The following is a 16,946-nucleotide window of genomic DNA, read 5'->3' as shown; positions in this document are numbered from 1 at the left end:
CTCCTCCTTATGGTTTAGTAATGGGATGGTCGATTTCTTCATGGCCCATTAAACTATCGACTGCTTCACCATCAACCAATAGATCGATGGACGTAACATCCTGCAGCTGGAAATAGGTGCGTGTCAGTGCTTGAATAGCAAGCATTTCGCCTGGCGCGCCTAATCTAGCTTCATCAGGCAAATGAAGGTCAAGCGTGACGGCTCCTCCGTCTTGTTTCGCGCTCAGCAGCTCGGCATGTTTCCATAACGACGCTTCGCCCTTTACTCCATCCTTCTGGAGTGCAGTAAACATCACTTTCAACTTGTCCTTCGGATCCGCATACTCGATATCCGACTTCTGCTCATGGAGCTCCATCATTTCGTCGTCCGTATAGAAAACGGCTATCTGCTCTTTAACAAGTGCAGGTTCATCCGGCTGAGCTGGCTCCGTTTGAACATTATTAGTTTCCTGTTCCTGATCTTGTTCATTCGAAGTATTGTTAGTTCCATCTGCCGGCTGTTCTTGAACCGCTCCGCCTTGCGTCAGCGGTTCTGCACGATTGCCGCAAGCGCTAAGCGGTACGATAAGTGCGGCTGCAACGATTACCGATAATAATGAAGTAGTAATATGACGTTTCATCGGCATTCTCCTAGCTTAGTTTTAAATATTCTTTAATGCCCGCTACGATTTCCGCAGCAATCTTGTTCTGTTTCGCATCATTGAAGAGTACGGAAGTGTCTCCACTGTTAGAGAGATAACCCGCTTCCAGCAATACGGCTGGCATCGTCGTCTTCTTAATTACTCTGAAATCCGCTTGTCTTACGCCACGATCCTTGAAGCCTGTCCCTTGAACCAGATACTTGTGCAAGACCTTCGCCAAAGCGATACTGTCCCCGCGTGAGTAATACGTCTCTGAGCCCGAAACCGTTGCACTTTCCGTCTTGTTTGCATGGAACGAGATAAACAGGTCAGCTTTTAGATTGTTTGCAAAAGCAGCGCGATCATCAAGCTCCACGAAAGTATCGTTGGAACGTGTAAGATACGGCTTGATCTTCGCTTCTTGATCAAGAAGCGCTTTTACCTTTAACGTAATGGCAAGGTTGTATTCCTTCTCCTGCCGTCCGTTCACGCTAAGCGCACCGGGATCTTTCGCGCCGTGACCTGCATCGAGCACTACTTTATAAACCTTATCCCCCGGCGTTACCGGCGGAGTAACAGGCGGTGGACCGGTTTGCTCCAAAACATCAATACGAATGGATTGATCTTCTTTGACGGTCTGGACATTGGTAGGCGCTAGTAGGTCCAGAACCACCCTAACCGTATCCGGCTTGTCCGAATAATAGGAGTACCGCACCTTCTGAAGTGTCGGATGCGAATCGATCAATAATTCGCCAAGCTTAGTCAAACTGTTCAGCTGCGTGAAGGCAGGCGTAAAAGCAGAATTAAAGTTCATATAAGGCAGGTCGATGACAACACGCTCTGGGTTATGCAGCACCTCTGTTTTGACATCTTTGAAATCGCCTTCATAGGATAGGTAAATACTGCCTAAACCATTATACTCGATTGATTTGAGACTTGCAGAAGTATCTGACGGTGGATCTACGACCGGCCCTTCACCGTTTCCTGGATCCGTTCCCGGGTCCGGCGTTTCGGTTGGCGGATCTACGACCGGTGGCGTTACAACCGGCGGAGTCACTACGGTTTGCTGAAAGAGATGTACAGAGCGGGATGGCTTGTCCCAATATACACTTAACCCGAATTGCTCACTGATAAAACGCAGCGGCACCAACGTAGAGCCGTCTGTATTGAGAGCTGGCGCGTCTAGAGAGACTTCCCGGTCGTTCACTATGGCATTCTTACCGCCAATTGTCAGAACCATGTTTGTTTCGCCGTTGGAGATGGTTACATTCGGCTTCTCCCATGCCACATCAAAACCAAGCCCTTCCGTCACCGTTCGAATTGGAACGAGTGTCGAATCGCCAACAATGCGGGGCTCAGCAGCACTTTGAAGCTGTTTTCCATTCAGATAAAGCTTTGGTGCTTCCGCTGCTCCCACGAGACTGGGGAACAAAGAGATCAAGAGCGACAACAGCAACACAGCGGACACAAACTTCTTCATCCTTCACCTCTAAAACGATTTATTTCGTCTCTCAGCAGCCTGAATTCGACGATAACTGTAGACAATGATTAGACGCAGTTTGTCAGAAAAAGTTGCGTATTCAGGAAAAATGTAACTATCTAGTATGAAGTAGATAATATTCACCGCTGAGAGTTACATTTCCCGGCTCTCAGCCCCGCGCTGACAGCGAAATCGACCTACAACAAAAAAAAGCCGCCCTAATCATCAAACGATGATTGGGGCGGCCATGTTTAATTTAAAATGCGACGCGGCTTGCTTCGTACGCGGAGATTTTGTCTTCGTGCTGAAGCGTAAGGCCGATATCATCAAGCCCTTGAAGCAGGAATTGGCGGCGGTGCTCATCGAGGTCGAAGTCGATGTGCAGTCCGGCATCATCTGTCAACGTCTTGTTTTCCAAGTCAACATTCAGCTTGTAGCCTTCCGTCTTCGTCGTGCGTTGGAACAAGTCTTCAACTTGCTCTTCACTCAAACGGATTGGAAGAATGCCGTTCTTGAAGCAGTTGTTATAGAAGATATCTGCGAACGAAGGCGCGATAACGACTTTAAAGCCATAATCGAGAATCGCCCAAGGCGCATGCTCACGGGATGAGCCGCATCCAAAGTTAGCGCGGGAAATCAGAACTTCCGAACCTTGGTAACGAGGTTGGTTAAGGCTGAACGTATCAATTACGTTACCTTGCTCATCCCAGCGCCATTCGAAGAACAAGAACTGGCCGAAACCGCTGCGCTCAATGCGCTTCAGAAATTGTTTAGGAATGATTGCATCTGTATCTACGTTAACACGATCTACCGGGGCAACAAGACCCGTTAGCTGTTTAAATTCTTCCATGATCGTTAACTCCTCTCGTCTCTCTTGCTAATGCAATCGATATCCCCATATTTTGGGCAATTCAATTGCAGTGTTACTAGTTCAATACTTCGGATTTGATTTTCCAGTCACGAACGTCTGTGAATTTACCCATGATCGCAGCAGCTGCGGCCATTGCCGGGGAAACCAAGTGTGTACGTCCGCCGCGGCCTTGACGGCCTTCGAAGTTACGGTTGGATGTCGATGCGCAGCGTTGACCCGGTTGCAGAACGTCTGGGTTCATCGCAAGACACATGGAGCAGCCTGCGTCACGCCATTCGAAGCCTGCTTCAGTGAAGATCACATCAAGGCCTTCTTTCTCAGCCTGGATCTTAACGCGGCCCGAACCCGGAACAACAATCGCTGTAACGCGGTCGCTTACTTTATAGCCTTTGGCAATTTCAGCAGCGGCGCGCAAATCTTCGATCCGACCATTGGTGCAAGAACCGATAAAGACGTAGTCGATGTCGATCTCACTCATTGGCGTACCAGGAGTAAGTCCCATATATTCAAGTGCTTTCTCAGCTGCTTTACGCTCGTTCTCAGTTGGAAGCTCGGCAGGTACCGGTACGTTCTTCGTAATGTCAGTACCCATACCCGGGCTTGTACCCCAAGTTACTTGCGGGATCAAGGAATCTACGTCGAATTCAAGAACGGTATCGAACTCAGCGCCTTCATCTGTCGCAAGCTCAGCCCAAACTGCAATTGCACGATCAAACGCTTCGCCTTGCGGTGCGTATTCACGGCCGCGCAGGTAATTGAAAGTAGTTTCGTCAGGAGCGATCAAGCCAGCGCGCGCGCCTGCTTCGATGGACATGTTACAAACCGTCATACGCTCTTCCATGGACAGGGTACGGATAGCTTCGCCCGTGAACTCCATTACATAACCGGTACCGAAATCCGTACCGTATTTGGCAATAACGCCAAGAATCATATCTTTAGCGGTTACGCCGGGTTTGCGGCTGCCTGTGTAACGAATTTCCATTGTTTTGGCTTTGGATTGCTGCAAGCACTGCGTTGCAAGAACATGCTCAACCTCGGAAGTACCGATACCGAAAGCAAGAGCTCCGAAAGCGCCGTGCGTGGAAGTATGGCTGTCGCCGCAAACGATTGTTTTACCGGGATGCGTCAGGCCAAGCTCTGGTCCCATAACGTGAACGACACCTTGGTCGATGCTGTCGAGGTCGAACAAGGTAACGCCGAAGTCCTTACAGTTCTGAGTCAGTGTATCAATTTGCTGCTTCGAAATTGGATCCGTAATGTTGAAACGATCTTTCGTTGGTACGTTGTGGTCCATCGTTGCGAAAGTAAGGTCCGGACGGCGTACTTTACGACCTGACATACGAAGGCCTTCAAACGCTTGCGGAGAAGTTACTTCATGGACAAGCTGCAAATCGATATAGATTACGCTCGGTTTACCTGCATCCGAATGAATGACGTGATTATCCCAAATTTTCTCAAACATCGTTCTTTTCGTCATTATATTCACCTCATAAGTTCATTTGCTCGTAGCAATAATTCAATGTAGCCATCATAACATTTCTTTCTTCATTGATCTAAGATATAATATCTATAACAGCAATAGGTACGGCCTATGAAGATAAATCATGTAAAAACTTGGTTCTGGAGTGGTCAATCATGGAATTTCGCCAGCTGCAATACGTCATCCAAATTGCCAAAGAGAAGAATTTCTCGCGCGCAGCGGAGAAACTGCATATAGCTCAACCGTCGCTCAGCCAGCAGCTGTCGAAGCTGGAGAAGGAAATCGGCGTGCTCTTATTCCGCCGAACCACAAACTCCGTTGAGCTTACGCATGCAGGCGCGGTGTTTGTTGATAAAGCGCAAAATATTTTGGACAATATCGAACAATTGAAACAGGAACTCGACGACCTTGCTCATATGCGCAAAGGGAAGCTCGTTGTGGGCAGTTTATCCATTACCGGCTCTCACGTCCTGCCAACCGTATTGCCTATCTTCAATAAAAGGTATCCCGAAATCGAAGTTGTCCTTGTCGAAGATACACCATCCAAGCTGGAGCAATTAACCGCAAGCGGCCAAACCGACCTCAGCTTACTTGCACTGCCTCTATTCGAGCCGTCACTGGAGTGGGTTCCAATTATAGAAGAGGAAATCGTGCTCGCAGTTCCGCCTGATCATCCTCTTGCAAAGATTAATGAACCGATTCACATCGAAAACTTAAGTGCCGAACCTTTTATCGTATTGAAGAAAGGCCAGGGCTTCCGGCAAAATGTAATGGAGCTGTGCGAACAAGCAGGCTTCGAGCCGCGCATCGTATTTGAGAGCACGAATATCGAAACCATCCAATCTCTCGTTGCCGCTGGAATGGGAATCACATTCGTGCCAAAGATGCTCATAAGGGATAGAGACGATGAGCGAACGCCTGTCTATTTGCCGCTTTCTGCTCCCACACCGATCCGTACACTCGTCATTGCAAGCCGTAAAGGCCGCTATCTGTCGAGAGCGGCCGAGGCTTTTATTGAAACGATGAAAGCTACATTAATAAAGTGAAGGACGGCGGTCTTCGAATACCGGAATCTTGGCGCGGACGGCGTCTACGAGGTCCAGATCGATTTCCGCTCTCATGATGACTTCGTCTTCTCCAGCTTCTGCCACAATTTCGCCCCATGGATCAATGATTAAGGAATGCCCGAAGAATGAACTCGTTCCGCTCGTTCCACAGCGATTGCATGCGATAACAAACATTTGATTCTCGATGGCTCTGGCTGTTAACAGGGTCCGCCAATGATGCAATCTCGGGTTAGGCCACTGGGCCGGAACGAACAAGACTTTAGCACCGCCAAGCGCTAGCTTGCGCGCGAGCTCCGGGAACCGGATGTCGTAGCAAATCATCATGCCTGCTTCCGAACCTGCCACTTCGAGCGTTCCGAGCTTCTCCCCTGCTTTCAGATGCTTTTCTTCATCCATGAGACGGAACAAATGAATTTTGGAATAGTCCGATACTACTTCACCGTTCTCATTGAACGCATAGATCGTATTATAAACGCCGCCATCACGTTTCTCCGCAATGGAACCTCCAATAATTTGAACTTGGTGTTCGCGGGCAAAAGCTGACAGAAGCGCCTTTGTGCGTTCTCCATCTTGATCCGCAATCTGTTCGATCTGCTCAAGTGCGTAACCGGTATTCCACATCTCCGGGAACATGATCAAGTCAGGCTTAACCGGGCCTTGAACGGCTTCGTTCAGCCTTTCCTCCAGCCTTGCAAAATTCGCCTCGGGATATCCCGCATCAACGTGCATTTGCACGATCGCAAGCTTTAATTTCCTCTCACTCATTCGATTGCCTCCTGAATTGCTCAGTTTTACCTAATCATATCGTCTCATGCTTCGCTGTCAAGATGGGCACCGTAAGGAGGAAACCATCCTGTACCGATTAAGGAGACTGCGTAAATGAGAAGATGGAGTACAAAAATTGTATCTGCCCTTGCACTGCTTTTGTTTCTGGTTCTTCCTGCTGTCGTCAGCGCCGGGGCACTGGATGACCACGATACCACGCAGCGGCCAGTGCAGGCTTTCGATGTCGTTGCGGGCAAGGTTGTGAAGAGCGTCCCGAACAATGCCGAGTTTCAAGGTTACGCGAAGTCATGGCTGAATTCCGTTACCGGCATGTCGCCAAGACTGCAGGCAGAAGACAAATGCGGTTATGTGTTCCGTATCCCGCTTGATCAACCGACTGCTGTGAAAGCAGGAGCACTGCAGGTCATGACACAGGATGTGTTCCTGTTCTATTGTCCGAAGAAACCGCAGCTGCTGCTTATTTTCGACGAGAACCGCAAGCCGTATCTGCTTCAATTCAAAGCCAATATCAAACCATTCCTCAAAGCGATGGATCTGTAAGAGGTTTGCCCAGCAACACGCAAGGTTCACTCCACCTCGCCGCTAAGAAACCAGGCGCTCGACACTCATTCCAACATTATGCTACATTTAGGGTTAGATTAACGGTGGAGTGATAACTATGGATGGAATAAAAACAGTTCAAATCAATCCGGCAGACCGGATGACCGGTTTGCCGGCACAATTCTTTGCCGGACTTGTCCGCAAAGCCAACGCGCAAGCAGCCAAAGGCCGCGATGTCATCAATTTGGGGCAGGGCAATCCGGATCAGCCTACACCGCCTCATATCGTAGCCGCACTTCAAGAGGCAGCTCCGAACCCGATGTATCATCGTTATCCGCCTTTCAGCGGATATCCTTTTCTCAAACAAGCGGTTGCACAGCGGTATAAAGAAGACTATGGCGTCGACCTCGATCCGGAGAAAGAAGTTGCCATCTTGTTCGGCGGCAAAACAGGTCTGATCGAAATTAGCCAATGTTTGCTGAATCCCGGCGATATCTGCCTCGTGCCTGATCCCGGCTATCCGGATTACTGGTCCGGGGTTGCACTTGCGGGCGGCAAGATGGAATATATGCCCCTGACGGCTGACAATGCTTTTCTACCGGATTACAGTGCGGTATCTCCGGCTATTGCGGATAAAGCGAAACTTATGTTCATCAATTATCCGAACAATCCGACTGGGGCAACAGCTGATCCGGAATTTTACAAACAAACCGTGGAATTCGCTGCCAAACATGGCATCGTCGTTGCGAGTGATTTTGCTTATGGCGCAATTGGGTTTGACGGCAAACAACCTGTTAGCTTCTTGCAAACACCTGGAGCTAAAGAAGTCGGCGTTGAATTCTATACGCTGTCCAAGACTTACAATATGGCCGGCTGGCGTGTCGGCTTTGCCCTTGGTAATCCCGAAATCATTTCATTGATCAATCTCATTCAAGATCATTACTATTGCAGTTTGTTCGGCGGCATTCAAGCTGCTGCAGCTGCTGCGCTTACCGGCCCGCAGCAATGCGTGACCGATCTTGCTGCTGCTTATGAGAGCAGACGAAACGCCCTATTCGGCGCGATGGACGAGATTGGCTGGAAGGCTGCGAAGCCAAGCGGTTCTTTCTTCTGCTGGCTGCCTGTGCCTAAAGGCTATACCTCCTCTTCCTTCTCTGATCTCGTTTTGGAGAAAGCCGATGTCGTACTCGCGCCGGGAGTCGGGTTCGGCACGCATGGAGATAATTATGTGCGACTTGGACTGCTTGCCTCTGAAGAACGGCTGCAAGAAGCGATTCACCGCATCGGCAAACTGGGTCTGTTCGAATAATCTAATAATATTTTTCACTGCGCCCATAAAGCCCGTCTTTATGGGCTTTTCTTTGCTTTACAGTACCAGGCAGAACATGGTATGATTCTCTTTAATTAAAAACCATTAACGTCTTGATGGGGCCAAGTATGCACTCCGCAATGCGACAGAGAGTAAATTCGTTCGCTGTGAGAATTTACCGTTATTGCTGCAGAAACCTTCCCCGGAACGGCCGGCGATGAGTCGGACAGCGACCTGCTGTTATCAGGTCTAAGAAAGCGGAACGGCATGCCAAACATAGCCGTTAATAAAGGTGGTACCGCGGAAGTTAAACTTTCGTCCTTTGTATATACAAGGATGAGAGTTTTTTTTATTTTCTAGGAAAGGTTTGGGGAGACATATGACAGATACCATTGTAGTCAAAATCGGCAGCAGCTCCTTAACCTCCGATGAAGGCGGCATTAATCGGGAACGAATCGCCTTCTTCGCGCATGAGCTCGCTGCCCTCCATGAAGCAGGCTACCAAGTACTGCTCGTCACCTCCGGTGCCATCGCCGCCGGATTCAAGAAAATCGGCTATCATACCCGTCCGAAGCTCGTCCACGAGAAACAAGCGGCCGCGGCCGTCGGTCAAGCCCTGCTCATGCAAGCGTATCAGGAAGCCTTCGCATCCTACGGCAACAATGGCGGCATTGGCGTTGCTCAAATTCTGCTTACTCGAGCGGATTTCTCCAATCGCAAACGGATTCAGAATGCACTGATGACCATTGAAGAGCTGCTCCACCGGCGCATGCTTCCGATCGTGAACGAGAACGACACCGTAGCAACAGATGAATTGAAGTTCAGCGAGAACGATACGTTATCCGCGCTTGTCGGCAATCTTGTGAAAGCGAAGCGGCTCATTATTTTGACCGATATGGATGGCCTGTATACGGAAGATCCGCGCAAGAACCCGAATGCCGTTCGTTACGATCGTGTCGAGCAAATTTCCGATGACATTCTGCGCGTCGCCGGCGGAGCAGGATCAGCTGTCGGAACCGGCGGGATGCGTTCGAAGATTGAAGCAGCACGTATCGCGATGCGCGGCGGTGTTCCGGTATTTATCGGCCGTGTCGTGGAGCCCGGCGATTTGAATCTCGCCGTATCCGGAATCGGCAAAGGGACGTATTTCGAAACGAGCCAGCACAATCTGACGACAAAGAAACAATGGCTTGGCTTCCATTCCATGCCGCAAGGCCGCATCTTCGTCGATCCCGGTGCAGAACGAGCGTTGCTCGAAGGCGGCAAAAGCCTGCTGCCTGCCGGCATTCGAACCATTGAAGGTGATTTTCATCCCGGCGATGTCGTTGAAGTGTATAATGAACAGCAGCAATCGCTTGGCCGTGGCGTCGTGAACTATGCAGCTTGGCAGGTGCAAGCCGTTGCCGGCTTAAGTACGGAAGAAGTTCGCAGACGTGTTGAAGTAACTCGAATAGAAGTCATCCACCGTGATGAGTGGGTCACACTTAGATCTTAGACGACAGGACTTATGAGGGAGAGAGACCATATGAGCGAAGTACGGGAGAAAGCGGTCCTTGCCAAACAAGCAGCGGGTATTATGAACCGATTAACGACGAATCAGAAGAATGAAGCCCTTCTCGAAATGGCAAATGCCTTGATCCGTCATCAAGATTCAATTATTCAAGCGAACCGAATCGACATTGAACGCGGACGCGCAAACGGAACGAGCGAATCGCTGCTTGACAGACTGACGCTTACATCGGCACGTGTCGAAGATATCGCCGAAGGACTTCGCCAAGTCGTGCAACTGAACGATCCTGTAGGTCTTACTTTGGAATCCTTTGAACGTCCTAACGGACTGCGTGTCGACAAAATCTCTGTTCCGCTCGGCGTTATCGGAATGATCTATGAAGCTCGTCCCAACGTAACGGTCGATGCAGCCGGACTATGCCTTAAGACAGGCAACTCCGTCGTCCTTCGCGGTGGATCTGCTGCGCTGGAATCCAACCGCCGCATCGTCGAAGTGCTGCAGGGCGCGCTTGCCTCCACTTCCATGCCTGCTGAAGCCCTCCAACTGATTGAGGACCCATCGCGTGCATCCGTTGACGAAATGCTGAAGTTAAATGGGCTGCTTGACGTCGTGATCCCTCGCGGCGGCGCATCATTAATTCGAAATGTTGTTGAAAATGCGACTGTTCCCGTCATTGAAACAGGCGCCGGCGTTTGTCATACTTACTTGGACGACAGCGCGAAGCCTGCGATGGCGTCGGATATCGCCTTCAATGCTAAGGTTCAGCGCCCTTCTGTATGCAACTCTATGGAGACGCTGCTCGTCCATGAAGCTTTCGCCGAACGCCATCTTCGTGAACTGGCTGACCGCTTCCTTGCAGCTAATGTCGAGCTCCGCGGTTGTGAACGGACACTTGCCATCGTCCCTGAGGCTAATGCTGTAACCGAATCGGATTATGCAACGGAATATAATGATTACATTATGAATATTCATATCGTTTCCGGCATAGATGAAGCCATGCAGCATATTAGCAAATACGGCACGATGCATTCGGAATGTATCGTCACCGAGAATCAAGAGCACGCTGATCAGTTCTTGCAGCAGATCGATGCGGCTGCGGTCTACCATAACGCTTCCACTCGTTTTACGGATGGCTTCGAATTTGGCTACGGTGCCGAAATCGGCATCAGTACGCAGAAGCTCCATGCCAGAGGACCAATGGGTCTGCCCGCACTGACATCAACCAAATTCCGCATTTACGGCAGCGGACAAATCCGCGGATAGAACAGGAGGATTCACGATCATGACGTTACTTTCATCTTCTAGTGTTTCGATCGCAATCGGATCGCTTAAAATGTGTTTCTATGGTGCAGGCTCCATTGCCGAAGCGATGGTTCGCGGACTGCTTGACCGCGGCCTGACCGAGCCGGGTCAGATCAGCATGATGAATCGGCAAAACGCCGCACGTATGGAAGAGCTCACGTCTAGGTACGGCGTGAATACTTCCTCTCTGGAAGCGGAGAAATCCGTCATGCTGCAGGAAGCAGATATTGTATTTCTTATGATGAAACCGAAGGATGCTGCCGAAGCCATCCTTCAAGTGCGAGATCTTCTGCATCCGGGTCAACTAATCATCTCGGTTATTGCAGGCATGACCATTCGCACGTTGGAAACATTGCTCGGCAAACCGATGCCGATTGTACGTACAATGCCGAATACGTCGAGCACGATCGGACTTGGAGCTACCGGAGTCAGCTTCTCTGCTTCCGTTACGGGCAATCAGCGTGACCTTGCCGAGACGATGTTTCAAGCGGTTGGCTTAACGGCGGTTGTGGAAGAACAACTGCTTGAGGTTGTTACAGGGTTGTCAGGAAGCGGACCTGCCTACGTGTACTACCTAATGGAAGCTATGATTGCAGCAGGCAGCCAGCTTGGCTTAACTGAGGAAGCCGCACGAGAGCTGACTGTTCAAACCGTACTAGGAGCCGCACATATGGTGAAAGCTACTGGGGAGAACCCGGCTGATCTGCGCCGCAAAGTGACCTCTCCTAACGGCACGACACAAGCTGCAATTGAGAAACTAGATGCTAACCATTTCTCGCAAGCGGTCATTAGTGCGATTGCACGTGCTGCGGAGCGTGCTGCGGAAATGGGAGCAGAGATTGAAAGGAAAGCGACATCATGAGTGAGCAAGCCGTATGTATAGCAACTTATCGTTGTTACGATGACAAAGCAGATTTTCATAAGAAAGCACAAGGAATAGCTGTCGGCCTGACGGTCGGAAGCTGGACGGATCTGCCGGAAGCGCGTAAAGCCGAGATGGAGAAACATCTGGGCCGCGTCATCTCCGTAGACGTTCATGAAGGCTCCGCTCCGGGAGAGCGTTATGCCGATTTGCGCATTGCCTATCCGGATGTGAATTTCAGCCGTGACCTCCCTGCCCTGCTCGTTACGGTATTCGGAAAGCTGTCCATGGATGGCAAAATCAAACTGCTTGATCTCGATTTCTCAAGCAGCTTTGTTTCAGCATTTCCCGGACCGAAATTCGGTATCGAAGGTGTACGTAAACTGCTAGGGGCTAACGAGCGTCCACTATTAATGAGTATCTTCAAATCCGTTATCGGTCATGATCTGCCTAACCTGCGTGAGCAGTTCTATCAGCAAGCGCTGGGCGGCGTAGACCTCATCAAGGATGATGAGATCCTATTCGAGAACCCGCTTACGCCTCTGGAGAAACGTGTAGAAGCATGCATGGAAGCTGCACGTGAAGCTGAACAGGTTACCGGCCAGAAACTGCTGTATGCAGTGAACTTGACCGGCCCGACTTCCAAGCTTGCTTCCCAAGCGAAGAAGGCAATCAGCGCAGGCGCGAATGCACTTCTGTTCAACGTGCTCGCGTATGGATACGACGTGTTGCATGAGCTAAGCAGCGATCCGGAAATTTCGGTACCGATTGCGGCTCACCCTGCAATGGCCGGCGCCTTGTACCCTTCCGTGCACTACGGCATCGCCGCACCTTTGCTGCTGGGCAAGCTGATGAGACTAGCCGGAGCGGATCTTGTTCTATTCCCTTCGCCGTACGGCTCCGTCGTCATGCCGCGCGAAGAGAACTTGGCCGTGCAAGCGGCATTGATCGACCCGGCCCTGCCGGTAGCACCAAGCTTCCCAGTCCCTTCTGCGGGCATCCATCCCGGACTGGTCCCGCTTATTCTGCGCGACTTCGGCACCGATGTCGTCGTCAATGCAGGCGGAGGCATCCACGGACATCCGATGGGAACAGCAGCTGGCGGACAAGCGTTCCGCATGGCGATTGAAGCCGCAAGAGCAGGCATCTCACTGCCTGAAGCAGCTGCGAAGCCCGGTAACGAAGCGCTTCAAGCTGCGATTGACAGCTGGGGGTACAAGGAATAATGAGCATGAACAATAACATGTCATCCAGATCCCCGCAGCGCGTTATCTTTTGCGATTTTGACGGCACCATTACAGAGAACGATAACATCGTTGCCATTATCAAACATTTCAATCCGCCTGGCTGGGAAGCGATCGTAAACGACATCGTCGGACAACGCAAGACGATTCGTCAAGGAGTTGGCGAGTTGTTCCAACTGCTGCCTTCCTCGATGAAACGAGAAGTGGTCGACTATGCCATTTCCAACGCTGCCATCCGTGCCGGTTTTGCCGATTTGCTGCAATATTGCAAAGATCACGATATCGAATTCTACGTCACGAGCGGCGGCATCGACTTCTTCGTTTACCCGCTTCTTGCGCAGTTTAACATTCCGGAGAATCACATCTATTGCAACGGCAGTGATTTCTCAGGCGATCAAATCGAGATTACATGGCCTCACCCCTGTGAAGGCGAATGCAAGACAGATTGCGGCATGTGCAAAACAACAATTATTCGCCGCTTCCCTAAAGGTCAATATGAGCGCATTCTTATCGGCGACAGCGTGACGGATTTTGAAGGAGCGAAGCTTGCTGATGTGGTATTCGCCCGCGCGCATTTGACGCAGAAATGCAAAGAGCTCGGACTTTCCTATCACGAGTTCAAGACGTTCCACGACGTCATCGACGTATTGAAATTGCAGGAGGCGACAACTTAACGATGTCATTTGCACAGATCGCATTAGAAGACAAGCAGCGCGTGCTTGCAGAACTAACTGAAGTTAAGAGCCTCTTCGCTTCCCGCGGCTGGTTCCCGGGAACGAGCGGCAATCTTTCGATTCGAGTAGGCGACTACTCGCCGGAGGATTTCAACTTTGCCATTACCGCAAGCGGCAAGGATAAGTCGCTGTCGACACCGGAGGATTTCCTGTTCGTCGATCAAACAGGCAAACCGAGCGAGCCCACTCGACTCAAACCTTCGGCTGAGACGTTGATCCACTGTGAAATCTACCGTCAAACGGGCTGCGGCGCTATTTTCCACATCCATTCCGTCTATAACAGCATCGTCTCCGAGCTCTTCTGGGAGCGTAAATCGATCCCGGTTGACGGTGTTGAGCTTATAAAAGCATTCAATATTTGGGAAGATGATGCCCATATTGATATCCCGATCGTGTCCAACTTCACGCATATCCCGAGCATCGTACCGGAAGTTACGGAACGACTTGATCCACGCATTCCCGGTATCATGCTGCGGAAGCACGGTATTTACGCTTGGGGCGCGAACGCTTTTGAAGCGAAACGCCATCTTGAAGCGTTCGAATTTCTGTTCGAATACGTGTACCGCTGGGAATTGCTGCACCGCAAAGGTTAGTCTTCGCAGCACGATGAAAAAGGCGATAGAGTCAAGCTGCATGCAGCTTAACTCTATCGCCTTTTGTCTGATACCGAGCTCGACTTCAGCTGCTGGGCAGCCAGCACGGCTAACTCGATCTTATTAATCGCGCGACAGTGCTCTTCGGAAATAACAAACACCTCTGGCAACGGCAGCTGTTCGAAATATCTTTCCACCTCGCTTGTTTCCTGAAACCAATCTTCACGGCTGCCTATCTCTACGGGTACATCCTGCCAGGCTGCAGTCAGCTCCGGACTGGCAAATTTCTTTGCCCTACGCTTCAGTTTACAGCCATCCAGCTTCTCTACGTAACTTCTCGTCGATTGGGATCGCAATTGCTTCGTAAATAAATGCGGCGCATAATCAGCTCTTGAGCCGGTATGATGCACGGCTCGCACGAATGCCAGTACACCGCGATGCACCTCCGGAACGCCATATAGAATGGCATACAATCGCTTCCCGAATTCAATTCTCTCCTTGATGTTGCGGAAATTCTCAATCACCAGCCCCGCAAGTTTCATAGCTCCTTCGTTCGGCGCGCCATAGGGCATAAATACAGCATTGGTTTGGAGTGGCGTCTGCAATAGGAATGCTGGCTTGCGTAAGACATGCTCCTTGAAGTAGGTACTGCGAACAAGAGGAGCTTCAATGACATGCTGCTCATTCACAATTAGTGCCGTGGTCAGAATGGCTGCATCTTTGCGGCGCCAGAACTGCGACCAAACCGGACGCATGAAACCTGACACGCCAAAGGCAGGCAATAACGAGAAGAGCTCACGCCCTTCCTTCCGCGATGCCTCGTAAAGTAACAGCTGAGGATAAGCATCTTGAAAAATCATAGCGTTCGCACGTTCCAGGAGAAGAAATGTCTGCTTGCGATAGGCGCGATCAAGCAGCCGCGGCAGCAGCTCCCCCTGCAAGTCAGTCATATTCCAGCCGCCATTGCGGGAAACCACATGGGCCAGCAGCGCCCAATGCAGCTCAGGACTGCGAAAATAAACCGCGCGGTACGCCTCCGTGCGAGTCACGTTATTCTGATTAGCAATCTCCGTCTCATGGCGAATCCGATGAATCCATGCACGTTCCTGTTCGTTATATAAGTCAGATAAGGGCTCAGTCGGCGATTCTGCTCGCTGTTCACCGTGTGACTTCCAACCCACTCGCAGCTCTCGGACCAATTCTTGCTTGAGCTCCATTGGAATTGCGTGCTGAGCCAGCTTCGAGGAAGCCTCTTTCGCACGCCGCTTTGCCGCTACATAAGCAACAATGCGTGCAGGCAAACTTCGCAAGCCAAGTATGATACGCTTCATTACAGAATGGTTATTGCTGCTTTGATGCTCCATGCGCTTCGCCACTCCTTTCTTTATGGGGCGACATCCGTTTCTTCTTGTCCACGGGTATACAATTAGTATGGGCTTCTCTACAATCAATTAGCCGCCCGTAGTATACTGAAGAGAATACGACGAATAGGTGCAGGAGGTTAGCAGACGATGTGTGGACGTTATACCATTACAGTATCTTTGGAAGAGCTAATGTTACGTTATTGGATTTCTTCCACGAATGTGCCTTATCATCAGCCCAAATATAATGTTGCCCCTGGTCAAATGGTATTCGCCATCGTTGGTGACGGCACGCAAAACCGGCTAGGTGAGCTCAAATGGGGGCTTGTCCCTTCCTGGGCAGACAGTCCGAAAGTTGGCAACAAAATGCTCAATGCACGCGCCGAAACGGTCTGGGAGAAACCTGCCTTCAAGCAGCTTATTCGCCGCAAACGCTGCATCATACCGGCCGATGGCTTCTATGAATGGCGACAGGATGAGAAGGACAAGCAGCCCATGCGCATTGTGAAGCGCGACCGCAAGCTCTTTAGTATGGCCGGGTTATATGATACTTGGATTTCCCCGGATGGGATTAAACTGAGTACCTGTACCATTCTGACAACGACGCCTAATGAGCTGATGGCTCCAATCCATAACCGGATGCCGGTTATCCTCCATGAAGAGCATGAAGCGATGTGGCTTGACCGTTCGATGCAAGATCAACAGCAGCTTAATGCGCTGCTCTCCCCGTTTCCATCTGAGCTGCTTGAGGCCTATCCGGTTGGCAAAACAGTCGGCAGTGTTGCGAATGATGATGCGTCGTGTATCGCTCCCATCTGAACGCGCTGGATGAGAGCAAAAAAAATCCGCCGATCCAAGGATCAGCGGAACATAGCCCATAGTTTGATAAGGTGGATCGTGTTTGAAGGATCGATTTTCTGACCAAGTATGAATGCAATCAATTGCTCTTCTTGCTGCTCCGTAAGGGACTCTTGCAAGATGCCGGCTGACGTCTTCACCAGCTTCTTTACTTTCGTGCGATCCTGTAAATCATATTTGGAAACACCATTTAACAGCATCTTCATACGATCCTTCACGACCGGATTCTTCATCTTCAATTTCACACGCTCGACCAACTCAGGCCGGATACCATATTTCGTGTAGCTCATCTTAGGGCTAGCACCTCCGTCGGCTTATTAAAGCCATTCG

At 50.5% G+C, this 16,946-nt stretch carries 17 protein-coding genes; 10 read left to right on the top strand and 7 right to left on the bottom strand.

Annotation, left to right across the window (positions count from 1 at the left end):
- Positions 1 to 7 precede the first annotated feature (7 nt).
- The 4 genes from AC0YN4_RS00380 to leuC form a co-directional block, all read right to left on the bottom strand.
- Positions 8 to 619 carry a GerMN domain-containing protein gene (locus AC0YN4_RS00380; protein WP_475780505.1) on the bottom strand — a complete coding sequence of 204 codons (612 nt, stop codon included), beginning with the start codon at positions 617 to 619 and terminating at the stop codon, positions 8 to 10.
- A 10-nt stretch (positions 620 to 629) separates the two neighbouring features.
- The gene (locus AC0YN4_RS00375) at positions 630 to 2,099 is read right to left on the bottom strand and encodes an N-acetylmuramoyl-L-alanine amidase (protein WP_475834828.1); all 1,470 of its coding nucleotides are present in this window, start codon (positions 2,097 to 2,099) and stop codon (positions 630 to 632) included.
- Between the two features lie 256 nt (positions 2,100 to 2,355).
- Positions 2,356 to 2,949 carry a 3-isopropylmalate dehydratase small subunit gene (gene leuD, locus AC0YN4_RS00370; protein WP_475780503.1) on the bottom strand — a complete coding sequence of 198 codons (594 nt, stop codon included), beginning with the start codon at positions 2,947 to 2,949 and terminating at the stop codon, positions 2,356 to 2,358.
- Positions 2,950 to 3,025: 76 nt separating this feature from the next.
- Positions 3,026 to 4,447: a 3-isopropylmalate dehydratase large subunit gene (gene leuC, locus AC0YN4_RS00365; RefSeq protein WP_475780502.1), complete on the bottom strand. Its 1,422-nt coding sequence runs from the start codon at positions 4,445 to 4,447 to the stop codon at positions 3,026 to 3,028.
- 158 nt (positions 4,448 to 4,605) lie between these two features.
- Between leuC and AC0YN4_RS00360 the strand changes: the two genes are divergently transcribed.
- Positions 4,606 to 5,496 (top strand): LysR family transcriptional regulator, encoded by an 891-nt coding sequence (locus AC0YN4_RS00360; protein WP_475780501.1) that lies wholly within the window; start codon positions 4,606 to 4,608, stop codon positions 5,494 to 5,496.
- Here the strand turns inward: AC0YN4_RS00360 and AC0YN4_RS00355 are convergent.
- Positions 5,485 to 6,282, bottom strand: a complete 798-nt coding sequence (locus AC0YN4_RS00355) for a carbon-nitrogen family hydrolase (protein WP_475780500.1) — start codon at positions 6,280 to 6,282, stop codon at positions 5,485 to 5,487. The two genes, AC0YN4_RS00360 and AC0YN4_RS00355, sit on opposite strands and share 12 nt — an antisense overlap.
- Positions 6,283 to 6,396: 114 nt before the next feature.
- Here AC0YN4_RS00355 and AC0YN4_RS00350 point away from each other — a divergent pair, with 114 nt between their 5' ends.
- From AC0YN4_RS00350 to mtnB, 8 genes are all read left to right on the top strand, one after another.
- Positions 6,397 to 6,843 carry a hypothetical protein gene (locus AC0YN4_RS00350; protein ID WP_475780499.1) on the top strand — a complete coding sequence of 149 codons (447 nt, stop codon included), beginning with the start codon at positions 6,397 to 6,399 and terminating at the stop codon, positions 6,841 to 6,843.
- Positions 6,844 to 6,961: 118 nt separating this feature from the next.
- Complete coding sequence (locus AC0YN4_RS00345) at positions 6,962 to 8,152, top strand: aminotransferase class I/II-fold pyridoxal phosphate-dependent enzyme (protein ID WP_475780498.1); 1,191 nt, start codon at positions 6,962 to 6,964, stop codon at positions 8,150 to 8,152.
- Between the two features lie 379 nt (positions 8,153 to 8,531).
- A complete protein-coding gene (proB, locus tag AC0YN4_RS00340) occupies positions 8,532 to 9,647 on the top strand; it encodes a glutamate 5-kinase (protein WP_475780497.1) in 1,116 nt (371 codons plus the stop codon).
- A 30-nt stretch (positions 9,648 to 9,677) separates the two neighbouring features.
- Positions 9,678 to 10,925 carry a glutamate-5-semialdehyde dehydrogenase gene (locus AC0YN4_RS00335; RefSeq protein WP_475780496.1) on the top strand — a complete coding sequence of 416 codons (1,248 nt, stop codon included), beginning with the start codon at positions 9,678 to 9,680 and terminating at the stop codon, positions 10,923 to 10,925.
- Between the two features lie 19 nt (positions 10,926 to 10,944).
- Complete coding sequence (gene proC / locus AC0YN4_RS00330; protein ID WP_475780495.1) at positions 10,945 to 11,826, top strand: pyrroline-5-carboxylate reductase; 882 nt, start codon at positions 10,945 to 10,947, stop codon at positions 11,824 to 11,826.
- A complete protein-coding gene (locus AC0YN4_RS00325) occupies positions 11,823 to 13,052 on the top strand; it encodes a 2,3-diketo-5-methylthiopentyl-1-phosphate enolase (RefSeq protein ID WP_475780494.1) in 1,230 nt (409 codons plus the stop codon). Before proC ends, AC0YN4_RS00325 begins: the two co-directional genes overlap by 4 nt.
- Before the next feature lie 17 nt (positions 13,053 to 13,069).
- Positions 13,070 to 13,744: a 2-hydroxy-3-keto-5-methylthiopentenyl-1-phosphate phosphatase gene (locus AC0YN4_RS00320; protein WP_475834827.1), complete on the top strand. Its 675-nt coding sequence runs from the start codon at positions 13,070 to 13,072 to the stop codon at positions 13,742 to 13,744.
- Between the two features lie 2 nt (positions 13,745 to 13,746).
- Positions 13,747 to 14,397, top strand: a complete 651-nt coding sequence (gene mtnB, locus AC0YN4_RS00315; RefSeq protein ID WP_475780492.1) for a methylthioribulose 1-phosphate dehydratase — start codon at positions 13,747 to 13,749, stop codon at positions 14,395 to 14,397.
- 53 nt (positions 14,398 to 14,450) lie between these two features.
- On the opposite strand, the gene AC0YN4_RS00310 is transcribed toward mtnB, so the two are convergent.
- The gene (locus AC0YN4_RS00310) at positions 14,451 to 15,773 is read right to left on the bottom strand and encodes a DUF2515 family protein (RefSeq protein WP_475834826.1); all 1,323 of its coding nucleotides are present in this window, start codon (positions 15,771 to 15,773) and stop codon (positions 14,451 to 14,453) included.
- 135 nt (positions 15,774 to 15,908) lie between these two features.
- On the opposite strand from AC0YN4_RS00310, the gene AC0YN4_RS00305 reads away from it, so the two are divergent.
- Positions 15,909 to 16,577, top strand: coding sequence for an SOS response-associated peptidase (locus AC0YN4_RS00305; protein WP_475780490.1), 669 nt, complete (start codon positions 15,909 to 15,911; stop codon positions 16,575 to 16,577).
- Positions 16,578 to 16,618: 41 nt separating this feature from the next.
- On the opposite strand, the gene AC0YN4_RS00300 is transcribed toward AC0YN4_RS00305, so the two are convergent.
- Positions 16,619 to 16,906, bottom strand: coding sequence for a stage VI sporulation protein F (locus tag AC0YN4_RS00300; RefSeq protein ID WP_475780489.1), 288 nt, complete (start codon positions 16,904 to 16,906; stop codon positions 16,619 to 16,621).
- Positions 16,907 to 16,946: the final 40 nt, after the last annotated feature.

The organism is Paenibacillus sp. J22R3 (genome assembly GCF_056269305.1).
The sequence above is the reverse complement of the archived record's forward strand: the minus strand, read 5'-3'. Positions and strand labels throughout refer to the sequence as shown.